21 protein-coding genes are annotated in these 23,867 nt (G+C 58.1%); 9 read left to right on the top strand and 12 right to left on the bottom strand.

Annotated features, from left to right (window positions below; genetic code table 11):
- Positions 1-137: 137 nt before the first annotated feature.
- From PQR63_RS15650 to PQR63_RS15675, 6 genes are all read right to left on the bottom strand, one after another.
- Positions 138-1,670 (bottom strand): c-type cytochrome, encoded by a 1,533-nt coding sequence (locus tag PQR63_RS15650; protein WP_408168926.1) that lies wholly within the window; start codon positions 1,668-1,670, stop codon positions 138-140.
- 2 nt (positions 1,671-1,672) lie between these two features.
- A complete protein-coding gene (locus PQR63_RS15655; RefSeq protein ID WP_408168927.1) occupies positions 1,673-3,325 on the bottom strand; it encodes a GMC family oxidoreductase in 1,653 nt (550 codons plus the stop codon).
- On the bottom strand, positions 3,322-3,978 hold the full coding sequence (locus PQR63_RS15660) for a sugar dehydrogenase complex small subunit (protein WP_408168928.1): 657 nt from the start codon (positions 3,976-3,978) through the stop codon (positions 3,322-3,324). Before PQR63_RS15660 ends, PQR63_RS15655 begins: the two co-directional genes overlap by 4 nt.
- A 437-nt stretch (positions 3,979-4,415) precedes the next feature.
- Complete coding sequence (locus PQR63_RS15665) at positions 4,416-5,360, bottom strand: alpha/beta hydrolase (protein ID WP_408168929.1); 945 nt, start codon at positions 5,358-5,360, stop codon at positions 4,416-4,418.
- A gap of 112 nt (positions 5,361-5,472) precedes the next feature.
- Complete coding sequence (locus tag PQR63_RS15670) at positions 5,473-5,808, bottom strand: antibiotic biosynthesis monooxygenase family protein (protein ID WP_408168930.1); 336 nt, start codon at positions 5,806-5,808, stop codon at positions 5,473-5,475.
- A 57-nt stretch (positions 5,809-5,865) separates the two neighbouring features.
- Positions 5,866-6,021, bottom strand: coding sequence for a hypothetical protein (locus PQR63_RS15675; protein ID WP_198361823.1), 156 nt, complete (start codon positions 6,019-6,021; stop codon positions 5,866-5,868).
- Positions 6,022-6,370: 349 nt separating this feature from the next.
- Between PQR63_RS15675 and PQR63_RS15680 the strand changes: the two genes are divergently transcribed.
- From PQR63_RS15680 to PQR63_RS15695, 4 genes are all read left to right on the top strand, one after another.
- Positions 6,371-10,021, top strand: a complete 3,651-nt coding sequence (locus tag PQR63_RS15680; RefSeq protein WP_408168931.1) for an indolepyruvate ferredoxin oxidoreductase family protein — start codon at positions 6,371-6,373, stop codon at positions 10,019-10,021.
- Positions 10,022-10,280: 259 nt separating this feature from the next.
- Entirely contained in the window at positions 10,281-11,441 is a 1,161-nt protein-coding gene (locus PQR63_RS15685) for an acyl-CoA dehydrogenase family protein (protein WP_408168932.1), read from the top strand.
- Positions 11,438-12,220: an enoyl-CoA hydratase gene (locus PQR63_RS15690; protein WP_408168933.1), complete on the top strand. Its 783-nt coding sequence runs from the start codon at positions 11,438-11,440 to the stop codon at positions 12,218-12,220. The genes PQR63_RS15685 and PQR63_RS15690 overlap by 4 nt, the downstream gene beginning before the upstream one ends.
- A gap of 193 nt (positions 12,221-12,413) precedes the next feature.
- Complete coding sequence (locus tag PQR63_RS15695; protein ID WP_408168934.1) at positions 12,414-13,559, top strand: mechanosensitive ion channel family protein; 1,146 nt, start codon at positions 12,414-12,416, stop codon at positions 13,557-13,559.
- A gap of 4 nt (positions 13,560-13,563) precedes the next feature.
- Here the strand turns inward: PQR63_RS15695 and PQR63_RS15700 are convergent, their stop codons facing one another.
- Positions 13,564-14,067: a hypothetical protein gene (locus tag PQR63_RS15700; RefSeq protein WP_408168935.1), complete on the bottom strand. Its 504-nt coding sequence runs from the start codon at positions 14,065-14,067 to the stop codon at positions 13,564-13,566.
- Positions 14,068-14,346: 279 nt separating this feature from the next.
- Between PQR63_RS15700 and PQR63_RS15705 the strand changes: the two genes are divergently transcribed.
- The 5 genes from PQR63_RS15705 (at position 14,347) to PQR63_RS15725 (ending at position 19,704) form a co-directional block, all read left to right on the top strand.
- Positions 14,347-16,767, top strand: a complete 2,421-nt coding sequence (locus PQR63_RS15705; RefSeq protein WP_408168936.1) for a DNA polymerase II — start codon at positions 14,347-14,349, stop codon at positions 16,765-16,767.
- A 118-nt stretch (positions 16,768-16,885) separates the two neighbouring features.
- A complete protein-coding gene (locus tag PQR63_RS15710) occupies positions 16,886-17,815 on the top strand; it encodes an AraC family transcriptional regulator (protein ID WP_408168937.1) in 930 nt (309 codons plus the stop codon).
- Positions 17,816-17,934: 119 nt separating this feature from the next.
- Positions 17,935-18,816 (top strand): alpha/beta hydrolase, encoded by an 882-nt coding sequence (locus PQR63_RS15715; protein WP_408168938.1) that lies wholly within the window; start codon positions 17,935-17,937, stop codon positions 18,814-18,816.
- Positions 18,817-18,864: 48 nt separating this feature from the next.
- Positions 18,865-19,248 (top strand): nuclear transport factor 2 family protein, encoded by a 384-nt coding sequence (locus PQR63_RS15720; protein ID WP_408168939.1) that lies wholly within the window; start codon positions 18,865-18,867, stop codon positions 19,246-19,248.
- Positions 19,249-19,413: 165 nt separating this feature from the next.
- The gene (locus PQR63_RS15725; protein ID WP_408168940.1) at positions 19,414-19,704 is read left to right on the top strand and encodes a hypothetical protein; all 291 of its coding nucleotides are present in this window, start codon (positions 19,414-19,416) and stop codon (positions 19,702-19,704) included.
- Between the two features lie 169 nt (positions 19,705-19,873).
- On the opposite strand, the gene PQR63_RS15730 is transcribed toward PQR63_RS15725, so the two are convergent.
- The 5 genes from PQR63_RS15730 to PQR63_RS15750 form a co-directional block, all read right to left on the bottom strand.
- A complete protein-coding gene (locus PQR63_RS15730) occupies positions 19,874-20,683 on the bottom strand; it encodes a metallophosphoesterase family protein (RefSeq protein WP_408168941.1) in 810 nt (269 codons plus the stop codon).
- Positions 20,684-20,685: 2 nt separating this feature from the next.
- Positions 20,686-21,663: a diacylglycerol/lipid kinase family protein gene (locus PQR63_RS15735; protein WP_408168942.1), complete on the bottom strand. Its 978-nt coding sequence runs from the start codon at positions 21,661-21,663 to the stop codon at positions 20,686-20,688.
- Between the two features lie 28 nt (positions 21,664-21,691).
- A complete protein-coding gene (locus PQR63_RS15740; RefSeq protein WP_408168943.1) occupies positions 21,692-22,417 on the bottom strand; it encodes a phosphatase PAP2 family protein in 726 nt (241 codons plus the stop codon).
- Between the two features lie 50 nt (positions 22,418-22,467).
- On the bottom strand, positions 22,468-23,217 hold the full coding sequence (gene fnr, locus PQR63_RS15745; protein WP_408168944.1) for a fumarate/nitrate reduction transcriptional regulator Fnr: 750 nt from the start codon (positions 23,215-23,217) through the stop codon (positions 22,468-22,470).
- A 105-nt stretch (positions 23,218-23,322) separates the two neighbouring features.
- The gene (locus tag PQR63_RS15750; protein WP_408168945.1) at positions 23,323-23,853 is read right to left on the bottom strand and encodes an isochorismatase family protein; all 531 of its coding nucleotides are present in this window, start codon (positions 23,851-23,853) and stop codon (positions 23,323-23,325) included.
- Positions 23,854-23,867: the final 14 nt, after the last annotated feature.

The following is a 23,867-nucleotide window of genomic DNA, read 5'->3' on the forward strand; positions in this document are numbered from 1 at the left end:
CGTAAGGATAACCCGAACAAGTTATCGCAGTGTGAAATGCAATGCGTGCCATGCATCGGTTCAACAGATGAGCGATAAACAAAAAAGCCGGTAACCATGGCGGTTACCGGCTTTGATGGGCTTCATATTGATGACGCTCAGAACGGGATGCGGCGACGTCGACGCACCGAGATGACGGCAACGATGATCAACAACAGCAGCACAACCGCAATTCCGATGGCCGGTGCGATGTATGGCTGCAGTTTTGCGAGTATCGGCTGTTCACCACCTTTGCGCGCCTGCGCCACATAGGCCTCGCTGACTTGCACTTCCGGATTGCCATATTGCTTCAACACGTAGTTGGCGATCATGGCAATTTGTTGGTCAGTCAGCGGATTGACGTAGGAGTGCGCATCAAAGCGCGGCATCATGATTTCCTTATCGCCGACCTTGCGCTCTACACCGTACAGAATCGCCGACACCAGATTGGCGGGATTGTGCGAACCGGTCGCGGTGTTGTTGAACAGCGAGGGATAATCCTGCCCATTGCTGCCGGCGCCCGATGCTGCGTGGCAGCTGGCGCAGTAGCCGCTGAACAGCACCGCGCCGCTATTGAGGCTGTTGTGCTCGTTCGGCCCACGTGTGCCGCGCAGCGCCGATTCGTCGCTCACGGCTTTACCGTAGCTGTAGGCAGGCTTGCTCTGCGTGGCGTCGCGTACCGGCGGCACCGTGCGCAAGTACGCCACGATGGCTGCAATGTCGTCGTCGCGCAAATGCTGGAAGCTGTTGGTGACCGCTTCCGCCATCGCGCCGCCGGCCTGGCCTTTGCCTTCAACGTGACCGGTCTTCAGATATTGCACCAGCTCGGCATCACTCCAGCCACCAATGCCGCTGACCTTGTCCGAGGTGATGTTGGGTGCATGCCATGGGCCTAGCGGCGCACCGGCGAGCGCCGAACCGCCTTTTTCACCCATCAGGAAATTACGCGGCGTGTGGCAAGTGCTGCAATGTGCGAGGCCATCGGCGAGGTATTTACCGCGATTGATCTGCTGCGACTTCGACGCATCCGGGACGAAGCGCTTGGTGTCGAGGAAGATCGCATTCCACGCCGTCATCGACATGCGCACGTTGAACGGGAAGGGCAGCTTGGTCTGGCTGCTGGCGGGTTCGTTGACCGGCGTGACCGCGTTCATGAAATAGCTGTACAGCTTGTGCACGTCGCTATCGGTCAGCATGGCGTAGCTGGTGTACGGCATGGCCGGGTACAAATGGCTGCCGTCGGCGCGGACGCCTTCACGCAAGGCGCGGGCGAACTGCGCTTCGCTATAATTGCCGATGCCCGCTGTTTTGGATGGCGTGATGTTGGTCGCGTAGATCATACCTAGTGGCGACTCAATGGCGTAGCCGCCGGCGTAAGGCTTGCCGGCCGGCGCGGTGTGGCAGGCCATGCAATCCGCCGCGATGGCGAGGTAGCGACCGCTTTCGATGTCTGCTTTGACGGGATCGGCCGGAGTTGCCGATGTTGCAGCAGCGGCAGGTGTGACCACAGCCCGCGGCGCAGGCGGCTTATCCAGTGATTGCTCCTGCGCGTGGACGCTGGCAATGCCTGTGGTGAACAGCAATGCGCTCAGCAAAATCACGGCACCGCGTTGGGAGAGAGGACGCGAAGGAAGAAGGGATGCGCGAGTCATGATCATCCCTTCGCCAGTGTTCTGCTGATGTCGTCGGCAGCGCGCAATCCGAGTGCCGCCATGCTCAGCGTGCTGTTGACGACACTGGCAGAAGGCATTGCACCGCCGCCCGGCAGCCACAGGTTGGCGTGATCGTGGGCGCGGCAGTTGCCGTCGACCACGGAATCCTTGGGATTGCTACCCATGATGACGCCGCCCATCACGTGGTTGTTGGCGTTGAGGCTGGTGGTGATGTTGAATTCCACCGCGCCGAACAACTGGCCGATATGCTCCAGTTGCTTGTGCGCTGCTTCCGCGCCTTTGCGCACGTACTCGCCGACGTCATAGTAAATGTCGGGGCAGGCCAGTCCGAGGGGATCCTTGCGGGTCTTGCTCAGGGTCAGGCGGTTGTTGGCTTCCGGCAGCGGTTCCAGGCTGATCGACAGATCAACGCCGAAGGCCGCGCGGCGACGGATTTCATCGTCGAGTTCCTGGCCCACAAGGCCCAGCTTCAACGCCTGCTGCGTGGCGGGGCCGACGCGTGTGATGTTGTTGAGGATCATCTTGTTGGAGGAATACTCGGAGCGGAACGCGCCATCGCGCGGGCCGACCAGGCAGCTGCTTTGCGCCGGGCCGCGACCGGTCCAGATCGGCTCGTTCGCGAGGAAGGTGCAGTGGAAACCGGAGTGATCCATCATGTTGCGGCCGACCTGATCCGACGAATTGGCGAGGCCGTTCGGGTTGGCGGCATTTGCGGCCAGCAACAGCAGGCGCGGTGTTTCGATACCGTTGCAGGCGAACACGAAAGCGCGCGCGGTCGCCTTGTGCGATTGCTTGCCGGCGTCGTACCAGTAGGCGGCAGTGATGCGGTTGTTTTGATCGGTGTCGACTTTGTAGACCACGGCCTCCGGCAAGACCTTGGCGCCTTTCATCTCGGCCCGCTGGACGTGATGGATGCCGTTGTACATCGCCCCGATCGGGCAGATCGGCTGGCAATTGTTATTGCCGCAGCAGGTTGGACGGCCTTGCCACGGACGTGTGCTGCGTCCCTGCGGAATCGGTACTGAGTTGTAGCCGTGGGCATTGACCACTTCGGCAAAACGCTTGTCGCCATAGCCCCACGGCACCATGTCCATCGGATACGGTTTACTGCGCTCGCTCGGCGATTGCATGCTCGCATCATTTGGTCCGGCCACGCCCATTTCCTCTTCGGCGCGGCAATAGTATGGCTCCAGCTCTTCATACGAAATCGGCCAGTCGCGGCCGACGCCATAGGTCGACTTCATCTTCAGGTCGACCGGCAGATGGCGCCAGCATGACGCCGCCCAGTGCCAGGTGGTGCCGCCGACCGTGCGCAGATAACCTTGCTGGAAGCCGTTGCCGTCGGGGCCGGACAGCGCGATGTAATTGTTCTTCGGAAAGTACAGCGGCGCCGGCGCATTGGGCGCCTGCGGATACAAGCCCTGGAAGTCGGAACCGACACGACTTTCAAAAGGCATGTTGCGCCAATTTTCAACTGCTTGTGCGCGCTCGATGCGCAAGCCGGCTTCCAGCATCAGGACGGAATAGCCTTGGCTCACGAGTTGATCCGCGATCATGGCGCCGACCACGCCGGAACCGACGATCACTACATCGGCCGTTGCATCGCCCTCGGAGGAAAAGATAGGGAGTTTCATAGTGTCTTTGCTTTAGGTTCGGGAGTGCCGGTGGTGGCAGGAGCAGGCACGGCAGCGGGAGCAGGCGCAGGCTCGACAGGGGCGGAGACACGGATCTCCGGCGGGGCCTTGGTCCACCAGAGCGGACCGTAATTGCAATACGTCGGTACGGTCTGGCCGTCGGCGACAGGCTGATACATCAAGGCCTCGGCATACGAGACGACAACCGCTTGTTGGCCTTTGCCGATGGTGCCCGTGTACCAGGCGGCGACAATCGCCAGCGTCAGGTCGCGCAGACCAGCATCGGTGGCGGCTGCCAGCAAAGCCTTCGGATCCTGCTCGTTCTGCAGCAACGCGGCCAGCTTCGGCGACTGCGCAGCAAAATCGGGATAGGTCTTGCGCATCGCAGCTTCCATCCGGCTGGCGGTATCGAGCTTGAGATCGGTATGGCCGGTGATGCGTTTGGAAAAGGTCAGGAAGGCGACGGCTTCGGGACTGGGTGGTGGTGGTGCAATGGGGGCCGGGGCAGTCTGGGCATTGCTGAACAGCGGGTTGCTCCAGAAGCCGGCTTCGGCGACCAGTGCGGCCAGCCCGATGAGCATGTGACGCCGGCTGATACCGCCTGTTAGTTTGAATCCCGGGACAGTCTTGGGAGTGGAAACGGGCGGCTTCATGAAGCGACCTTGATGCTGGGGTTGGTGACCTGGCGCATTGTGCAAACTCCTGCGGTTGCTTGTTGAAAGCGTGAGAGCGTCTGGCGGATCAGTAGTTCATGCAGATCAATACAAATGCATGATGACACGAGCCTGATCCGCCCGCGCTGAAAAACAGTCCTGATCATGCAAAAAACGTGATTATTTGCAGTGTCATCCTGCTGAGACAGATAAAAGTCAGGTAGCAGAAAGAACAAAAATCTGGGAACAACGAGCCTCAATGATAGCAATGTTAGCGCTAACACGCATGCGTTTTGCGAGAAGCGACATCCCGTCTTGAGGCGTGAAATGCGAGGCTTTGATGAGGCTCATGTCGCGGAAATGGTCGCATCATCCCGTGCGTAAGGAGTTGCGCTTGGCTGCTGCAATATGAGCTTTCGAAGGATTGTCTGCGTGAGTCAGCCTGCGACGTTGGACAGAAACGCAAGCGCGGCCAGGAGAAGTTGTGTGATGCCAGGTTCTTCGACGGGAAAGTGTCCGCAATTTTCCAACATGACCAAGGTCTTCTCGCCCTTGATCCGATCAAAGAACGGACGGCTCGAAGCGACGCCGGTCCAGCGATCATTCGCCGGATGCACCAGCAGCAGCGGACAGATGTCGAAATCCTCAGGCTCGACAAGCGGGCGCACTGTAAAGATCGACTGCATGAAGCGGACAGGAACGCGCGCGCCGCCGCCGAACGGATCATTGGCTACCAGCCGGTTCAACCCCGGATCGTTCGACATGGCGTGCATTTTGGTAAACCACTTCACCGGTAATCTGAGCTTGCCGAACAGAGCGGCACACAATGGCATCAGCGGCATCATCCCGTGCAGCACCAGCGCGTTGCGCGCAAACTGACGCCGCACCAGCGGCGATCGCGGATCTGCCAACGTCGTCGCCATGATGCCGGCGACCATCTCCTTGCCCATGCGCGCCGCGCACAGATAGGCCAGATAGCCACCAAGGCTTCCTCCGAAAAACACGACGCGGCGTCCGCGGCGGCGATATTCGTCGGCGGCAAGATCGCACAGGATATCGACCCACGTCGCATAGTCGATCATGGACGCATCTGCCTGCGTCAATCCATATCCGGGCAAGTCAGGAGCAAGGACGTCATAACCGGCTTCGTGCAACAACCGGCCCAGCGGCGCAAACATGCGCCCATAACCGCCACCGCCATGGACGACGATGATCGTCAGCGGCGATGAAGGCGATGAAAACCGATCAAGATGGATAGATGCACCACGCCAGGAAAACCATTCTTCTGCGGGAGCATTGTCCGCAGAGATGCGTGCATCTTCCGGGAAGAAAGGCTGGTACTGCTGCCAGTAGGTGGCGGTCTGGTAGGTTGCCTCAGGCATGCAGATATCGAGAGTGACGGTTCAACCGCGCCGTCTTTATTGATGATTGGGTAAAAGAGTCAGGTAGCAGGCAGACGAGGTGAGCGAGGCAATCGAGGCCCAATGCCTGTCATCAAGGCCGTGTTGCATAGGCTCGTTCCACCCGCGCAATGCGTACTTCGTAATGCTCATACCAGCGCGCTTTACCCGTCTCCTGCGCGATCCTGTGTTCCGCCACAGCCTTCCACGCTGAGATGGCTTCGAGACTGCTCCAATAGGAGACCGTAATGCCGAAGCCGTCCGCGCCTCGCACGCTTTCTACGCCGAGATAGCCGGGCTGCTCAGCGGCCAGCTCCACCATGCGATCAGCCATCTGGCCATAGCCGTTGTCACCCTCAGTGCGTTGCGAAGAAAAAATGACGGAGTAATAGGGCGGCTCCGGAAGCTTGGCAAATGGCGAGCTGGTCATGATTGTTCCGACGGGTACTGAAAGAAGGTCTGCCTCGGGGAAAATACTTATAGTCGGCTATACCCGGTCCATGCCAGCCGACACCACAAACGCCACGATGGCGGAAGTGATCGACCAGACGGCCAAGCGGTATTGCGGGATGAATTTGGTGATGAACGGCAGCAGGAAGTAGAGCACGACGCCGATGAGGATGCTGGTAATGACTCGTTTCATGACTTGATATTGTTGGAGTTGGGTGAAAACGCCGGCCGATTCAGCCATTTCAGCCATGCTGAACCACGCCGGGCGAACGCAGCGATCCTACCATTGATTGAGGGCAAGCTGCCACCGGCAGAGCGCGGTTCATGGCTGGAAGGTACAGGGGGTATATTTAAAACTTATACCATCATCGAAAAACGGTATTTCCTTCATCTTCTCCCAAAAGCATAGACTTCAGTCACAGCAGTTTCGGTGAACGGATTGTTGTGAAGACCGCTACCACGGTCATTTTGTCTGGCAGTAACGCATCGTACCCGGTGCAGTAATGGCAGGCGATATCTGAATAAACATTTTGGAGACAGACATGGAATCCCGTTCGGCAGCCGAGCTTGCTGGATTGTCGATCTTGCCAGACGTGGCAGGACAGACAGTCCAGGAGCTGGCAACTCATACTTCAGCAGCATCCTCTTCCGCATCTTCCGGCACTGCATTGGCTTCGGTCAGCCTGGACGACAAATATACGGCGACCTTCGGTTCCATCTTCCTCTCGGGCATCCAGGCGCTGGTGCGCTTGCCTTTATTGCAATATCTACGGGATCAGAAAGCCGGGCTCAATACGGCGGGTTTCATTTCCGGTTATCGCGGCTCGCCATTGGGCGGCCTCGACGAAGCCTTGTGGAAGGCCAAGCCGCATCTTGATGCGCACAAGGTCAGATTTCAGCCCGGCACCAATGAGGACATGGCGGCGACCGCCGTCTGGGGTACCCAGCAGGTCGATCTGATCGGCCCGGCCAAGGTCGATGGCGTATTCGCCATGTGGTACGGCAAAGGCCCGGGTGTGGATCGTTGCGGCGATGTGCTCAAGCACATGAACCATGCCGGCACGTCCGCCAAAGGCGGCGTGCTGCTGGTGGCCGGTGACGATCATGGCGCGTATTCATCGACGTTGCCGCATCAATCCGATCACATATTCTCGGCATCAATGATTCCGATGCTGTATCCCTGCAACGTGCAGGAATACCTTGACCTCGGCCTGCACGGCTGGGCGATGTCGCGTTTTTCCGGCTGTACGGTGGGCTTCAAGGCGCTGGCCGATACGGTGGAGTCGAGTGCCTCGGTGGATGCCAATCCTTTCCGCGTCGAGATCAACTATCCGGCCGACTTCGTCATGCCCGAAGGCGGTCTCAACGCCCGTTTGTCGACCGACACGCTGGGCGTGCAGGCGCGCAAGCAAGAAGCGCTGATGCAGGATTACAAGATCTACGCTGCGCTCGCTTACGCGCGCGCGAACAAGCTCAACCGCGTGATGATCGATAGCCCCAAGGCGCGGCTGGGCATCATCGCGTCAGGCAAGTCCTATCTCGACGTGCTGGAAGCGCTGAGCGAACTCGGTATTGACGAAGACTTCGCTGCCGAGATCGGCCTGCGCCTGTTCAAGGTGTCGATGCCGTGGCCGCTGGAGCCGGAAGGCGTGCGCGAATTCGCGCAAGGTCTGGACGAGATTCTGGTGGTCGAAGAAAAACGTCAGATGGTCGAGTACCAGCTCAAGGAACAACTCTACAACTGGCGCGACGACGTGCGTCCGCGCGTGATCGGCAAGTTCGATGAAAAAGGCGAATGGGTGGCGCCGCGCGGCGAATGGCTGCTGACCTCCAAGGCCGACTTTTCGGTAGCGCAGATTGCACGCGTGATTGCGGCACGCATTGCGCGTTTTCATACCAGCGACCTGATCAAGGCGCGTCTGGCCTTCCTCGACGCCAAGGATGCCGTTCTGAACAAGGCGGTCAGCACACCGCCGCGTCCTGCGTATTACTGCTCGGGTTGCCCGCACAACACCTCGACCAAGGTGCCGGATGGCAGCTTCGCGCTGGCAGGCATCGGCTGTCACGTGATGGCGACGGCAATCTATCCGGAATTCAATAAGCTCACCACGCACATGGGCGGCGAGGGTGGCCCTTGGATCGGACAGGCACCGTTCTCTAAGGTGCCGCACGTGTTCGCCAACCTTGGCGACGGTACTTATTTCCACTCGGGTTATCTGGCGATTCGCGCTGCGGTGGCAGCCAACGTCAACATGACCTACAAGATTCTCTACAACGATGCAGTGGCGATGACCGGCGGCCAGCCGGTTGACGGCACCACCTCGGTGCCGATGATCGCGCAGCAGATGGCGGCTGAAGGCATCAAGCGCATCGCGCTGGTGAGCGAAGATATCAGCCGCTACAGTGATCGCTCCAATCTGCCGGCCCTCGTCACCATCCACGACCGCAAGGACATGGACGCGGTGCAGCGAGACATGCGCGAGCTGCCGGGCGTGACCGTGATCATCTATGACCAGACCTGCGCCGCCGAGAAACGTCGTCGCCGCAAAAAAGGCGAATACCCCGACCCGGATCAGCGCCTGTTCATCAACGAAGCCGTCTGCGAAGGCTGTGGCGACTGCGGCGTGCAATCGAACTGCACGTCGATTTTGCCGTTGGAGACCGAGTTCGGCCGTAAGCGCGCCATCGATCAATCTTCGTGCAACAAGGATTATTCCTGCGTCAAAGGCTTCTGCCCGAGCTTCGTCACCGTCAATGGCGGCAAGCTCAAGAAATCTAAAACCGGCGTCATCAAGAAAGATTCTGCCGATGACTTCGGCGTGCTTCCAGAACCGGCGATCCCGTCCTGCGACACGCCGTTCAACATTCTCATCAACGGCATCGGCGGCACCGGCGTCATCACCATCGGTGCACTGATGGGCATGGCTGCGCATCTGGAAGGCAAGGGCGCATCGGTGCTGGACATGACCGGCATGTCGCAAAAGAACGGTTCGGTGACTTCACACGTGCGTATCGCGCGCACACCGCAAGCCATCCGCGCCCAGCGCATCGCCACCGGTGAAGCCGATCTGATCCTCGGTTGCGACATGCTGACTGCAGGCTCGCACGATGCGATTTCCAAGATGCGTCCGGGCCGTACCCGCGCCGTCGTCAACGTGCATCAGCAGCCACCGGGACAGTTCGCCAAGAATCCCGACTGGCAATTTCCATTTGAAGACGTCAAGGCGCTGATTCAGGAATCGGTTGATCAACAGGCTGATTTCATCGATGCAACACGTCTGGCAACGGCATTGATGGGCGATTCGATTGCAACCAACCTGTTCATGCTCGGCTATGCGTATCAACGCGGCGAGTTGCCGTTAAGCGAAGCCGCCTTGCTGCGCGCTATCGAAATGAACGGCGTCGCCATCGAATCCAACAAGACCAGTTTCCTGTGGGGCCGCCGCGCCGCCGTCGATCTGACCCGTGTTGAGCGTATTGCCGTACCGGCGCAACCGGTGGTGATCCGCATGCCGGAAACACTGGACAAGCTGATCAAGCGCCGCGTGGCTTTCCTGGCCGACTATCAGGATGCGGCGTACGCAGAATCGTTCGCACGCTTCGTTGAGCAGGTGCGTGAAAAAGAAGCCGCCCTGAACCTTGGCGACAAACTCAGCATGGCGGTCGCACGCAACTTGTCCAAGCTGATGGCCTATAAGGATGAGTACGAAGTCGCGCGCCTCTACACCGACGGCCGCTTCATGGAACAACTGAAGCAGCAGTTTGAAGGCGACTTCTCGCTGAGCTTCAACCTGGCGCCACCGATGTTTTCCAAGAAGGATGCGCAAGGCCGCCTGGTCAAGGCCAAATACGGTTCGTGGATGATGTCGGGGTTCAAGCTGCTGGCGAAATTCAAGGGCCTGCGTGGTGGCGCATTCGACGTCTTCGGTTATACCGAAGAGCGTAAAACCGAGCGTCGCCTGATTGCCGAGTATCGCGAAACAGTGACGTCGTTGCTGGATGGACTCACCGCCGACAAGCTGGTGCTGGCCGTCGAAATTGCCCAATTGCCCGAGCAGATCCGCGGTTATGGCCATGTCAAAGACAAGGCGCTCACACAGGCGCGTGGCAAGCAGGAAGAATTGCTTGGACGCTATCGTGCACCGGGCAATTTGATGCAAAAAGTCAATGTCGCGCAAGTAGCTGTGGCATGACATTCAACTTCATCCAATAAGCGCCGTCGTCCCAGCGAACGCTGGGACCTAGTGGCGTTAACGCGGTTACAGATATCGCCAAGTTTGCGGTATCTATGACGCCACTGGGTCCTGACTTCCGTCAGGACGACGCTATTATTCCTAACGTGGCAAGATAGACCGCAATTGTTGAGGGCAAGCAATGTCATCCCGGCGACACCTTCACGCACGCTTTTACGTTAGTCTTTTGCCAAACACAAAATAGACCTCAGGAGACAACATGGATTTTGAACTGAACGAAGACCAACTGGCCTTCCAGAGCAGCGCACGCGATTTCGCCGCCGGCGAGATGGCTCCCCACGCGGCAAAATGGGACGAAGAATCGCATTTCCCGGTTGACGTCATCGCCAAGGCAGGCGAACTCGGTTTCTGCGGCTTGTACACGCCGGAAGAGGTTGGCGGCCTCGGTCTGACGCGCCTTGATGCGACCGTCGTGTTTGAAGAACTGGCGCACGCCTGCCCCTCGACGGCGGCTTTCCTGACGATTCACAATATGGTGAGCTGGATGATTGCCTCCTGGGCCACGCCGGAGGTCAAGGCGACCTGGTGCGGCGACCTGGCCGTGGGCAAGAAGATCGGTTCCTACTGCCTGACCGAACCTGGTTCCGGTTCCGACGCCGCATCGCTCAAGACCACCGCCAAGCTGGTGGATGGTCATTACATCGTGAATGGTTCCAAGGCCTTTATCTCGGGCGCGGGCGCGACTGACGTGCTGGTCGTGATGGCGCGCACCGGTGGCGAGGGCGCCAAGGGTATTTCGGCGCTTGTCTTGCCCGCCAACACGCCTGGCATCAGCTATGGCAAGAAGGAAGTCAAGATGGGCTGGAACAGCCAGCCCACGCGCACCATCAGTTTTGACAATGTCAAGGTGCCGGCCAATCACTTGCTGGGGCAGGAAGGCGAAGGCTTCAAGTTCGCCATGAAGGGGCTCGACGGCGGTCGTATCAACATCGCCACCTGTTCCGTCGGTGCGGCGCAGGCAGCGCTGGATGCTGCACATGCCTACATGAAAGAGCGCAAGCAGTTCGGCCGTCCGATCGCCGACTTCCAGGCGCTGCAATTCAAGCTGGCCGATATGCAGACTGAACTGGTCGCAGCGCGCCAGATGGTGCGTCTGGCGGCGGTCAAGCTCGACTCCAAGTCACCCAACGCCACCACCTACTGCGCGATGGCAAAACGTTTCGCCACCGATCTCGGCTTCAAGATCTGTAATGAAGCGCTGCAAATCCACGGCGGCTATGGCTACATCCGTGAATATCCGTTGGAGCGCTATTTCCGCGACGTGCGCGTGCATCAGATTCTGGAAGGCACCAATGAAATCATGCGCGTGATCATCGCGCGCCATCTGCTCAACAACGAATCCAACGAGGATATTCGATGACCAGTTATACCAATTTGCGTCTTGACGTTGTCGGCCATACTGCCGTCGTCACGCTCGCCAATCCGCCTGCCAATACCTGGACGCGCGAAGGCCTGATCGATATCAAGCGCCTTGTCACCGATCTCAACAACGATCGCAATATCTACAGCATGGTGGTGACCGGCGAAGGCGAGAAGTTCTTTTCCGCCGGCGCCGACCTGAAACTGTTCGCCGATGGCGACAAGGCGCTCGCGCGTGAGATGGCGCGCCGTTTCGGCGAAGCATTCGAGACGTTGAGCCAGTTCCGCGGCGTATCGATTGCCGCCATCAACGGCTATGCCATGGGCGGCGGTCTGGAGTGCGCACTGGCTTGCGATATTCGTATCGCCGAGGCGCAAGCGCAGATGGCGTTGCCGGAGGCCTCAGTCGGTTTGCTGCCTTGTGCGGGAGGCACGCAGTTGCTGCCGTGGCTGGTCGGTGAAGGCTGGGCCAAGCGCATGATCCTGTGCGGCGAGCGCGTCAACGCCGAGACGGCATTGCGTATCGGCCTGGTGGAAGAAGTCGTGCCACAAGGCCAGGCGAAACAACGCGCGCTGGAGCTGGCAAAGCAAGTGGACAAGCAAAGCCCATCCAGCGTCACGGCCAGCAAGAAGCTGATCCAGGGCGCGCGCCAGAATCCTTTGGCAACGACCTTGCCGGTCGAGCGCGAACTGTTCATCGATCTGTTCGATACGCAGGATCAGAAAGAGGGCGTCAATGCCTTCCTGCAGAAACGTACAGCGGAATGGAAAAATGCCTGAGTACTGATAGCACGCCCTCAGATCAAGGGGCAAGCAAGAAACAAAGCCGGAAGCAAAAACTTCCGGCTTTTTTCTTGCCGTCGCAGTTTATCTGGCACGTTTCATTGGTTGTCAAAAAACCAAGCCGGGGAACTGTCGTCCCTCAATGGCGATCATCTTGTTTGTTACGCATATGCACAAACAGGAGTTGCCAATGGAGTTGCCATTTCTTAACGGCGTGGAGCCGGGGCCTTTGCAGTCAGGACTGATCGTTGCTGCTGCAGCCGTGGCGGCGGTGGTGATCGCCGTCATCCTGCATCGCATCGGCATTGTGCTGGTGCGCAAACTGGTGCGCAATCGTCCATACACGACCAATGTCACGCGCATAGCGTTTCGCGCCAGCCAGGTTTGCGTCGCCTTGTTCGCCATCCGTATCGTGCTGACGGCTGCGCCGGACGACATGCCGGGATTGCGATCTTTGTCCTATCTGTGCACGGTGGCCCTGATACTCGCGCTGACCTGGTTCGTGATGAGATGCATCGTGTCGGTCAGCGCCACGGTGATCCAGCTCAATCCCTACGATGTCGCCGACAACCTCAAGGCGCGTCGCATTCTGACGCAGACACGGGTGTTGACGCGCAGCGCGTATTTCATCGTCGGTTTGCTGGGGTTCTCGTTTGTGCTGCTGACCTTGCCGGGCGCACGCCAGTTTGGCGCGAGTTTGCTGGCATCGGCAGGTGTGGCCGGTTTGGTCGCCGGTATTGCGGCGCGGCCGGTACTCGGAAATTTCATTGCCGGTCTGCAGATCGCTTTCTCGCAGCCGATACGCCTCGACGATGTACTGATCGTCAATGGTGAATGGGGCCGGGTGGAAGAAATCACCGGCACCTTTGTCGTCGTGCGCATCTGGGATGAGCGGCGCATGATCGTGCCGCTACAGTGGTTCATTGAAAACCCGTTTGAAAACTGGACGCATACTTCGTCGACCATCCTCGGCACGGTTTTTCTGTGGCTGGATTTTTGCCTGCCGGTGGAAAAGCTGCGCGCCGAATTTGAACGTGTCTGCAAGCAGGCGCCGCAATGGGATGGCCGCGTCTGTGTTTTGCAGGTCACCGATGTCAGCGATCGCGCGATGCAGATCCGCATGCTGGTCAGCGCGCAAAACTCGGGCAATGCTTTCGATTTGCGCTGCGCCATTCGCGAATCGATGATTGCCTTCATCGCCAGGGATTATCCGGAAGCTTTGCCGCGATTGCGTTCTGCCATCGATCCGGTGGAGATCGGCGCATCGTCTGATCAAGGCCGAAATCTTGCCGATCGTCCCGATGAAATCATTGACGGCTCACCGCGTCAGGCGTGATTGATCACTCGGGTGGTGTTTCACGTCCGGCGGATACTTTGACCTTGTTCACGTCTTCTGATGCGATCAGCAAGGTGTAGGTCCCGACGGGGAGATGGAATTTCAAGGCCTTGTGAATCCCGGCGCAGCGCAGGCCGTGATTGAAGGTGGCCGGTTCCATCGCTTGCTTGCCATTCGTGTCGTCGATGACATCCATCCATGCCGGTGCGTCGGCGGCGACCCAGTAATCGCCTTCGGTCTCGATACGCCAGCTGTAGCGGTTGGTAAAGCGCATCGCCTTCTTCGACTTGATCGCCAGCTTGCCGTATTTGGTCTCGGCTTCATCCAATGGCAGCAGCATCAGCGTCACGGGCACGAAGCCATCAATGAAAGCCGCGGTGGTTTCGGTGCGTGCATTGTTCCACTGCGCCTGCATGGCGCCGATGACCGGATTGGCGCTGACGCAGGCTTCTTGCGCATAGGCGCAGGAGGCCAGCAGTGACAGTGCGAATAATAAGCTCAGTGACAAGCTCAGTGAGAAGCGGAGAATCAGCGTTTTCATCATGGCGACAAAGGAGGCCGCAACAGGGAGTAGAGGCGAACAATATAAGTCGCTGGTTTGCAGGATGCAATATCGTTTTATCCTGCGCGCAACAACGTGCGCACGTCTTTCAACGCCGCAGGAGTGCGCCGCCTCAGGTGAATCCGCCGCGAATCCCCTATACTTTGCGACTTCGTAAAATAATGCAAAGAACCTCCGCGTTCACAGTCCCATCTCGGGATAGGGCGCAAAGAAAGCCGTCAAGCAATGCAGCAACCGTCACCTGATCAATCCAGCCTATCCAGTCAGCAGCAGGGCTTTGTCCTGACCCGGCATTGGCGTGACACGCCTGCCGGGACTGAGGTCGAGTTCTGGCTGGCGACGGACGAGGGGCCGCGGTTGGTGCGATTGCCGATGCAAAAGTCGGTGGCGTTTATCCCGGCGGAGCAACGCGAGCAGGCCGAGAAGGTATTGCGCAACGAGCGCAATTACGAATTGCGCCCACTGGAACTGACCGACTTCCAGCGCCGTCCGGTACTGGGGTTGTATTGCCAGCAACACCGGCAACTGATGAAAATCGACAAGCTGCTCAAGGAATACGGCATCAGCGTCTATGAAGCTAACATCCGGCCGCCGGAACGCTATCTGATGGAACGCTTCATCACGGCGCCGGTGCAGTTCAGCGGGGAGCAGAGCGAAAAAGCGGGCAGCGCCAAAATGCCCTTGTTGAATGTCCAGCTTAAACCAGCACCGGATTACCGTCCGCAACTGAAACTGGTATCGCTGGATATCGAGACAACCATGCACGGCGATCTCTATTCGATCGCGCTGGAAGGCTGCGGGCAACGGCAGGTCTACATGCTCGGCCCGCCGAACGGCGACGCGTCCGGCATCGACTTCGACATGGAGTATTGCGACAGCCGCCAACTGATGCTGGCAAAGCTCAATCAATGGATGGCGCGGCACGATCCTGACGTCATCATCGGTTGGAATGTGGTGCAGTTTGATCTGCGCGTATTGCAGGAACATGCTGAGCGCTTCAAGACACCGTTGCGCTTCGGTCGCGACGGCAGCGAGCTGGAATGGCGTGAACACGGTTACAACGAGAATCACTATTTTGCGTCAGCGGCAGGCCGCCTGATCATCGACGGCATCGAATCATTGCGCGCAGCGACCTGGAATTTTCCCTCCTTCAGTCTGGAATCGGTTGCGCAGACGTTGCTGGGCGAGGGTAAAGCGATCGATAACGCCTATCAGCGCATGGACGAAATCGACCGGCGTTTTGCCGAAGACAAGCCGGCACTGGCCATCTACAACCTCAAGGATTGTGAGCTGGTGACGCGGATTTTCGCCAAGACGCAATTGCTGGATTTCATGCTGGAACGCGCTTCGGTAACCGGCTTGCCCGCGGATCGCACCGGTGGATCGGTGGCGGCCTTCAGCCATCTGTACATGCCGCACATGCATCGCCAGGGCTTTGTCGCGCCCAATCTCGGCGATACGCCGCCGGAGTCAAGTCCGGGTGGCTTCGTCATGGATTCGCAGGCGGGTCTCTACGATTCGGTGCTGGTGCTGGATTACAAGAGCCTGTATCCGTCCATCATTCGTACCTTTCTGATCGATCCGGTGGGTCTGATCGAGGGGCTGGCGCATCCGGATGACGCCGATTCGATACCGGGATTTCGCGGGGCGCGCTTCTCGCGCACCAAGCACAGCTTGCCGGCCATCATCGCAAAGATCTGGCAGGGGCGTGAAGCCGCCAAACGTCAGCAAAACAAGCCCCTGTCGCAGGCTTTGAAAATCATCATGAACTCCCTGTATGGCGTGCTCGGCGCGACCATCTGCCGCTTCTTCGATGCGCGGCTGGCGTCGTCGATCACCATGCGCGGCCACGAGATCATGCATCGCACCCGTGAGCTGATCGAGGCGCAGGGGTATCAGGTGATTTACGGTGATACCGACTCTACCTTTGTCTGGCTGAAATCGGCGCATGACGAGCAGGAAGCCGATGCCATCGGTAATGCGCTGGTTCAGCACGTCAACAACTGGTGGCGTGCCCATCTGGAGGAGCAATACGGACTGGATAGTGCACTGGAGCTGCAATACGAAACACATTACCGCCGCTTCCTCATGCCCAACGTGCGCGGTACCGACTTCGGCAGCAAGAAACGTTACGCAGGCATGATCGTCAAGCCCGACGGCAGCGAGGAAATGGTCTATAAAGGGCTGGAAACCGTACGCACCGACTGGACGCCGTTGGCGCAGCAGTTCCAGCAAGAACTGTATCGGCGCATCTTCCGGCGTGAGCCTTACCAGGCCTACGTGCGCGACTACGTGGCAAGCACGCTGCGCGGTGAACGCGACGATGCGCTGGTCTACCGCAAGCGTCTGCGCCGTCCGTTGGATGCCTACGAGCGCAATGTGCCGCCACACGTGCGCGCGGCGCGTATGGCGGACGAATTGAACCGTGAGCAGGGACGTCCGCTGCAATATCAGAACCGTGGCTGGATCAGCTATCTCATGACCACAACAGGCCCGGAACCATTGGAGATGCCTGAGACGCGGCGTTCGGCGATCGACTACGACCACTACGTCACGCGCCAGTTGCAGCCGGTGGCGGACGCCATCCTGCCTTTTTTGCAAGATGACTTTGCGGCACTGATTACCGGGCAAAAGGAATTGTTCTGATCGGTCGACGATGCGAATTCAATGACTCAATGCATTGAGCAAGATCGGTCAGGTCGCTGTGATCGTATTTCGATAGTCTTTGGATACCAGGTTCCAGGGAAAACAGATGAATGGCCATATGAACGATGATGCAGGCGACAACTTGACCGGAGAAAAGCCCGGACGCGAAGACAGCCGATTGTATAGCCGCTTCTACAGCCGATTCCGCAGGGTTCTTGACCATATCGACAATCACCTCGATGGTGATTTGTCGGTGGAGCGGCTGAGCGGCGTGGCGGCATTTTCGAAGTATCACTTTCATCGGCAGTTCAGCGGCTTGTTCGGCGTCAACGTGTATCGCTACGTGCAGTTGAGGCGTATGCGGCGCGCGTCGTATCAATTGGCGTTTCGGAATGATCAGATCATCGACATCGCATTGGCCAATGGCTACGAAACACCCGAATCGTTTTCCCGCGCATTCAAGAAGGAGAGCGGTCAGTCACCGTCCAGTTTTCGTGAACAGCCGCAGTGGGATCCCTGGTATGCCATCTATCAATCATTGAAAGAACTGAGGATCCTCACCATGCAAAATACGTATAGCATTGAAGACGTCAAGATCGTCGATTTCAACGACACGCGGGTTGCCGCATTCGAGCATCGCGGCGACCCACGCGGTATCGGCGACTCGGTGCGTCGCTTCATCGATTGGCGCAAGCAACACCACCTGCCGCCTTCTGTCAGTGCAACCTTCAACATCCTCTATGACAATCCTGCAGAGGTCGCGCCGCAAGATTTTCGTCTTGATATTTGTGCTGCCACGGCGCAAGCGATTGAGGCGAATGCCGCAGGCATCGTCGAAAAGACAATTCCCGCCGGTCGCTGTGCGGTACTGCGGGTAATCGGGCCGGAAGAAATGCTGGAGCAGGCAGCGCACTATCTGTACCTGGAGTGGTTGCCGCCGAGCGGCGAAGAGTTGCGCGACTTTCCGTTGTTTGCACAGCGTATCAGGTTCTTTCCTGATGTCCCGGAAGGCGAGGCCGTACTTGATCTGTTTTTACCGATTTGCTGAAGTAAAAAAAGGCCGGATTGAAGCAGATGTGGTTACTTTGCTATTGAAAACTTAGTTCCTTCTGACGGTGTCATACTTTGCAACGACATCCTGAATGGCTAAACGATGAAGGTAGAGATATGAGTCTGTCCGGCAAGATACTAATGGTGGCAGGTGTGCTGATTCTGGCCGGCGGTAGTCTGGTGGCCTGCTCGCCACTGAAGGTGCTCAATGCGATGACGCCGGGCGCTGCTTATCAAAAGACTGCAGATATTCCTTATGGCACGAATCCGCGCCAGCAACTGGATATCTATGTTCCTCGCGAGCCGGCGGCCGGCAAAGCGCTGCCTGTCGTGGTGTTTTTCTACGGCGGCAGCTGGAATGACGGCAGCCGCAAGGATTATGGCTTCGTCGGCGAGGCTCTGAGTTCGCGTGGATTTATCGTGGTAGTGGCGGATTACCGTGTTTATCCGGAGGTGAAGTATCCGGAGTTTCTTAAAGACAGCGCGCAGGCTGTCGCATGGACGCTTCAGCACGCCGGAGAATACGGCGGCGACCTGAAGCGCATCTTCGTCATGGGCCATAGTGCCGGGGCATATAACGCCGCGATGGTCGCCCTGGATGCGCGCTGGTTGAAAGAAGCCGGCGCCTCGCCGCAGCAATTGCGCGGCTGGATTGGTCTCGCCGGGCCTTACGATTTTCTGCCGATTGAAAATGCGGATGTCAAACCCGTATTCTGGTTTCCCGATTCACCGCTGGATTCGCAACCGGTGCGGCATGTCGGCGATGACAGTCCGGCTGCTTTGCTGATTGCTTCGCACAAGGACAAGATCGTCAATGCCGTGCGCAATACCGGTGGCATGGCGCAGCTGTTGCGTGATCATCACGTGCCTGTCGAGGAAATCTATTTTGACAATACAACCCACGCTACGCTTGTTGCGAGCCTGTCGCGTCCGTTGCGCCATCTTGCGCCGACGCTGGATCGTGTTGCGGATTTCATTGAAAATACGCCATCGAGATAAGATCGTTGTACCAAGAGGCCCGCAGCGGCAACCATAGCGATAACCACCATGACGCCAGAACGAAAGACACCGGAAAGTTTGCTGTCGGTACAAGAGCAACTGATCGCACGTGAACCGATTTTTCATCGTCCGGAATTTGGCGTTACCCGCGCTGATTTCGAAGCGATGATGGCCGAGGAATTCTGGGAAACCGGCGCTTCCGGCCAGCGCTACAGCAAGCAATTCATTCTCGATACCTTGGCGGCGCGCCACGCACAGCCGCATGACGACCCTTGGCAAACTTCGGATTTTTATTGCCAGCAAATTTCACCGGACAATTTTTTGCTGACGTATACGTTGACGCAAGGAGCGCGCATCACGCAGCGTATGACCTTGTGGCGACGAGAGTCGACGCGCTGGCTGATTGTCTATCACCAAGGGACGGTGGCCTGAATGTCGTGTTTTTCCAGGTAAATTCAAGGTTCGTCTTACGTGGTGGCGGTCGTTTCTCTGACGATGGCAAGGGACTCGCTCTGACTTCATTTTCTTGACGATGCTCTTAAGATGGACTCACGCCGGGCGCATTGCAGCGGCGACCACTAATCCAAGGAGATACCTATGAAAAAGCAACTCGCTCTGTTGTTGATGGCCGGCGCATTGAGTGTCGGCGCACACGCTCAGACCAAGGGCGGCGAAGGCGACACCAAGGCAGGCGCCGGCGCCAATAGCGCCAATGAAGTCCGCGACAATGCGCAAGGCAAGTCGCGCGCAACCAAGTCGGCAGAACGCAAGGAAAAGCGCGCTTCTGAGGCCGGCACCAAGACACCGACCTCTGGCGGCGATGGCGACGACAAGAGTATTCCAGCCAATAGTCCTAACATGCCGGGTAATCCTGGTGCGAAGAAGTAAGTTATGGAATGACGATTCAGTGCGAAGAGACTGGATGTCGGATGGATAAAAAAAGCGCCTGATTCGAGGCGCTTTTTTACTTTCTTCAAACCAGATTCCGGGCTGGATTCTTAGCCGGAATTCGGGCGAAAACTGACGCTGAAACTCAGATCGGGACTCAGATCGGGACTTAGACCGTAAACCATTCGTTGCCACGTTGCTCGAACTCTTGCGTGGCCGTTTGGACAAATTTTCCTTCCTCGTCTTGCCAATGCATGCGTTCAACGGCAATGCGATGCGGATCCACGCGCAAGACGTTGAACGAGTTCGCTTCACCACGGCTGCGGGTGGAAGTCGCTGTGCCGGCTTGCACCACCAATGCGGAATAGCCCGCGATGTCGTAGCGTGCTGCACTGCTGGCGGCGGAACTGGTATGAACATGTCCGGCAAGTAGCACGTCGGCGCCGCAGATGGCGAATGCACGCATGGCCGGTAAGGCTTTGCCGACCAGATCGTGATGCTGCGGGCCCGGTGGCAGATCGAAGGGATGATGGGTGACGATGATTTTGACGACATGGTCGCCGACGGCAGCCAGCTCTCGGCGCGCCAGTTCGATCTGGCGATCGTTGACGCGTCCATCTTTAATGGTGAGCGAGCGCGCGGTATTGATGCCGATCACGGCAATCTCTTCATCGATAAAAATCGGTTGTAACTGCTGCGTGATGTAGCGGCGGTATTTTGTCAATGGACGGAAAAAACGCGCTATCACATTGAACAGCGGCACATCGTGATTTCCCGGTACGACGATCTGCGGTTGCGGCAGGGCGTCGAGAAACTGACGCGCTTCTCTGAATTGTTCAGACTTTGCCCGTTGCGTCAGGTCACCGGAAACGACGATCAGGTCCGGTGCAATCTCGTGTATCTGCGCAATGATGGGGGCAATCAGCGCCTCGTCAATGCGGCCGAAATGAAGGTCGGAGAGATGAACGATGGTGCGCATGATCAAGCCTTTCCGGTAGTTGTGGACGTGGCATTGACTGGCGCCGGTGCGGTCGTGTCTGCATTGGGCACGATAACGGTCAGTGACGCAGGATTGATGCGATAGAGCAATGGCGTCTGCATGATGTTGACTTCGCCATCAGTAGCGACGCGTAGTCGTTTCGCGCGGCGATGGTGGGTTTCAATTTCGATCTCGGTAGTGCTGAGCATGTCGAAATCCCGCGCTTCCTTCAGCTTCCCGAACAAGGCATGCAGCGCCAGGCGCACCAGCCCCAGCCGGCCGGTGCGATGGCAGACATAAAGGCTCAGCTTGCCGGCTGAAAGAGTTTTACGCGTGCCGATATTCAGGCCGTCCATTAGATATTCGTTGTTGCCGATAAAGACGAAGGGCGTGCGCCGACGATGTTCGGCGTTGTCGATACGCAGTCGGACATCGAGGAAGGGATACCGCCGCAGCGCCTCCATGGCGGCCCAGCAAAAGGCCAGCCACTTGCCACGTCCGAGGCGGCTTTGCTGTTTTTCCCGATCACGCACGATGTCCGGATAGAGACCCAGGCTGGAGTTGTTGATGAATAGCACGCCGTTGACTTCGCCGGTATCGATTGCCAGCGGGCTACCTTGGGCGATAGTGCGGATGGCATCTTCCAGTACGAGTGGAATTTGCAGATCCTTGGCAAAATGGTTGAGCGTTCCCAGAGGCAGCACACCGAATGCTGACCGGCTGCCGGCGACTTTCGAGGCGACCGCGTTGACGCTGCCATCACCGCCACCGGCGACAACGATTGCCGCGCCTTCCTGTACGGCTTTCTCTGCCGCACTGATGAGCTGTGCGCCGTCTTCGGCCAGCGTGACATGGGCTTGTATTGCGTAATGCTGGAAACCGTCGATGACGCGTTGTGCTAATTCTTGTGCATGGCCGGCGCCCGCGTGGGCGTTGATGATGACGGCAATGTGGCGAGACGATTCGGGCTTTACTGTCATGGGCAAATTGAAATGGAGAATGGTCAAGTCAGTTTGAAGACATTCGCGTCGATTGGTGCCGCTGTATTGTAAAAATAATCGTTGTCCAAAAAGCAAACCATCCCCAGCCTTCCAGCATGGCGGCGATTACATCGCTAAAAAAATGTACGCCCAGGTAGATGCGGCTCAGTCCTGTCAGCACGGTCAGCGCAACTGCTGCGGCAACGATGGGAAAGCGTCGTTGGGCACCGGCCGGCCGCGTCGTCAGCCAGGCCGCCAGTACGCTGTAGAACACTGCTGCGCCGATGGTGTGACCGCTTGGAAAGCTGTAGCTATGCAAGACCAGAATAGGTTGCTCGAACTGCGGACGCACGCGCTGGAAGATGAATTTCAATCCATAGTTGAACAGCATGCCGCCTGGCACCGATACGAGCAGCAACAGCAGCCACACCCAGGCTTTGTCGCGGATCAGCCGCGCCGCCAGCAGGGCGCTCATGGCAAGAATCCCTATGGTGCCGTGCAGATGGGTGAAAGCCAGCACGGCAATCGTCAAGCTGCTTGATGCACGGACGTGAAACCAGTCGGCAATCTGTTGATCGAGATTCGGCAAGGCGCCGGGATTAAGCGCGTGCAAGGCGACCAGTGCAAACAACGCCGCAGTGCAGAGTACGGCCAGAATGCCGGTGGTCAGTGGCAGGCCGAGGTAATGATCCCGGGCCAGCCGGGCTTGCAGGAAGGATGGTTTAGATGATTTCAGAGTGTCTTGATTCGCCATGCGCTTGTGGTTGTGTTGGGGGCCTTTTGCCGGGGTGGTTCTGCGGCAGATCAGCAGGCTGGCGTACCTAGCGCAATCGAGCGCAGCGCAGGCAAGTCCAGCAGTTCCAGATCGCGATGATTGACGTCGACGATGCCGTTCTTCTTGAAGCTGGACAAGAGTCGGCTGACACTTTCGACGGCCAGACCGAGGTAATTGCCGATTTCTTCCCGCGTCATGCGCAGCTGAAAGCGCGTGGCCGAATAGCCGCGTGTGACATAGCGTGACGACAGGTTGACCAGGAAGGCGGCGAGTTTTTGCTGGGCGCTCATGTTGTTGAGCGCCAGCATGACGCCTTGCTCGCGCGAGATTTCTTTACTCATGATGCGGTGAAACTGGCGTAGCAATACCGGCATGTCCTGGAACAGTGCTTCGAGCTGGACGAATGGGATTTCACAGACCTCGCTGTCTTCCAGCGCCACCGCTTCGCATTGGTGACGGCTGGTGCCGATCGCATCCATGCCCAGCAACTCGCCGGCCATCTGGAAGCCGGTGATCTGCTGGCTGCCATTGCTGTTCATCTGATAGGTCTTGAAATGCCCCAGGCGAATTGCGTACAGCGTATTGAAGGTATCGCCCATGCGGTACAGGCTCTGATCGCGTTTGACGCGGCGACGGCGCCCGATGATCTGATCAAGGCGAAGCATGTCGGCTTCATCCAGACCCATGGGCAGGCACAGCTGGTGCATGCTGCAGGCAGCACAACCTTCCTGAAGCGCCTGCACTGTCAATATCGGCGCGGTATTGGTGGGACTGGACATACTATTTTTTGCTCCTCGGCAATGACATGGTTGCGAGTTCATCTGAACTGACTCGGCTTGTCGGTTTGGTAACTTGCTTGATAGTTACACAATATGGGTAAGAGTTTACTTGATTAGCTTGAGGACTTCGCGAAATAACGGGTGACGGCTGTCTCGCATCCATTCGAACGCCACCATCTCCAACGTCACCAGATGCGCCCCGGCCTGCGCCAGACGGGTGAAGGCCGCGTCGCGGTCGGCGATTTTGCGTGAGCCCGTGGCGTCCGTTACCACCCAGACGCGATAGCCGTTCTGCAGTAGCGTCATCGCGGTTTGCAGCATGCAGACGTGTGCCTCGCAACCGCTGATGACGACTTCCTTGCACGCCGACAGAAAGGCCGCCGGCAGACCATCGACGCAGGCATCGAAGTGCGTCTTGACCAGGGTGCGATCGCACAGGCGTTTGATGTCGGGATGGTTCGCTCCCAGTTTTTCGGGCGTCTGCTCGGTCGCAATGACGGGCAGGCCGAGGAGGCTGGCGATGGTTGCCAGTTTGATGTTTTGCGCCAGAACGGCAGCGCCGTCGTGGATGGCCGGCATCAGCTTTTCCTGCACATCGATGATCAGCAAGGCGGATTCATTGGCATTCATCAGCATAAGCGCTCCTCAGG

Source organism: Herbaspirillum rhizosphaerae (assembly GCF_046025915.1).
GTDB lineage: Bacteria > Pseudomonadota > Gammaproteobacteria > Burkholderiales > Burkholderiaceae_D > Herbaspirillum > Herbaspirillum rhizosphaerae_A.

Coding starts and splice junctions, on each gene's coding strand:
- PQR63_RS15670 (WP_408168930.1), bottom strand. CDS start 5,808: ATGACCAGCTCGCCATTTGCCAAGCTTCCGGAGCCGCCCTATTACTCC.
- PQR63_RS15660 (WP_408168928.1), bottom strand. CDS start 3,978: ATGAAGCCGCCCGTTTCCACTCCCAAGACTGTCCCGGGATTCAAACTA.
- PQR63_RS15695 (WP_408168934.1), top strand. CDS start 12,414: ATGGAGTTGCCATTTCTTAACGGCGTGGAGCCGGGGCCTTTGCAGTCA.
- PQR63_RS15685 (WP_408168932.1), top strand. CDS start 10,281: ATGGATTTTGAACTGAACGAAGACCAACTGGCCTTCCAGAGCAGCGCA.
- PQR63_RS15750 (WP_408168945.1), bottom strand. CDS start 23,853: ATGCTGATGAATGCCAATGAATCCGCCTTGCTGATCATCGATGTGCAG.
- PQR63_RS15680 (WP_408168931.1), top strand. CDS start 6,371: ATGGAATCCCGTTCGGCAGCCGAGCTTGCTGGATTGTCGATCTTGCCA.
- PQR63_RS15655 (WP_408168927.1), bottom strand. CDS start 3,325: ATGAAACTCCCTATCTTTTCCTCCGAGGGCGATGCAACGGCCGATGTA.
- PQR63_RS15735 (WP_408168942.1), bottom strand. CDS start 21,663: ATGACAGTAAAGCCCGAATCGTCTCGCCACATTGCCGTCATCATCAAC.
- PQR63_RS15665 (WP_408168929.1), bottom strand. CDS start 5,360: ATGCCTGAGGCAACCTACCAGACCGCCACCTACTGGCAGCAGTACCAG.
- fnr (WP_408168944.1), bottom strand. CDS start 23,217: ATGTCCAGTCCCACCAATACCGCGCCGATATTGACAGTGCAGGCGCTT.
- PQR63_RS15690 (WP_408168933.1), top strand. CDS start 11,438: ATGACCAGTTATACCAATTTGCGTCTTGACGTTGTCGGCCATACTGCC.
- PQR63_RS15650 (WP_408168926.1), bottom strand. CDS start 1,670: ATGACTCGCGCATCCCTTCTTCCTTCGCGTCCTCTCTCCCAACGCGGT.
- PQR63_RS15705 (WP_408168936.1), top strand. CDS start 14,347: ATGCAGCAACCGTCACCTGATCAATCCAGCCTATCCAGTCAGCAGCAG.
- PQR63_RS15740 (WP_408168943.1), bottom strand. CDS start 22,417: ATGGCGAATCAAGACACTCTGAAATCATCTAAACCATCCTTCCTGCAA.
- PQR63_RS15710 (WP_408168937.1), top strand. CDS start 16,886: ATGAACGATGATGCAGGCGACAACTTGACCGGAGAAAAGCCCGGACGC.
- PQR63_RS15715 (WP_408168938.1), top strand. CDS start 17,935: ATGAGTCTGTCCGGCAAGATACTAATGGTGGCAGGTGTGCTGATTCTG.
- PQR63_RS15720 (WP_408168939.1), top strand. CDS start 18,865: ATGACGCCAGAACGAAAGACACCGGAAAGTTTGCTGTCGGTACAAGAG.
- PQR63_RS15725 (WP_408168940.1), top strand. CDS start 19,414: ATGAAAAAGCAACTCGCTCTGTTGTTGATGGCCGGCGCATTGAGTGTC.
- PQR63_RS15675 (WP_198361823.1), bottom strand. CDS start 6,021: ATGAAACGAGTCATTACCAGCATCCTCATCGGCGTCGTGCTCTACTTC.
- PQR63_RS15730 (WP_408168941.1), bottom strand. CDS start 20,683: ATGCGCACCATCGTTCATCTCTCCGACCTTCATTTCGGCCGCATTGAC.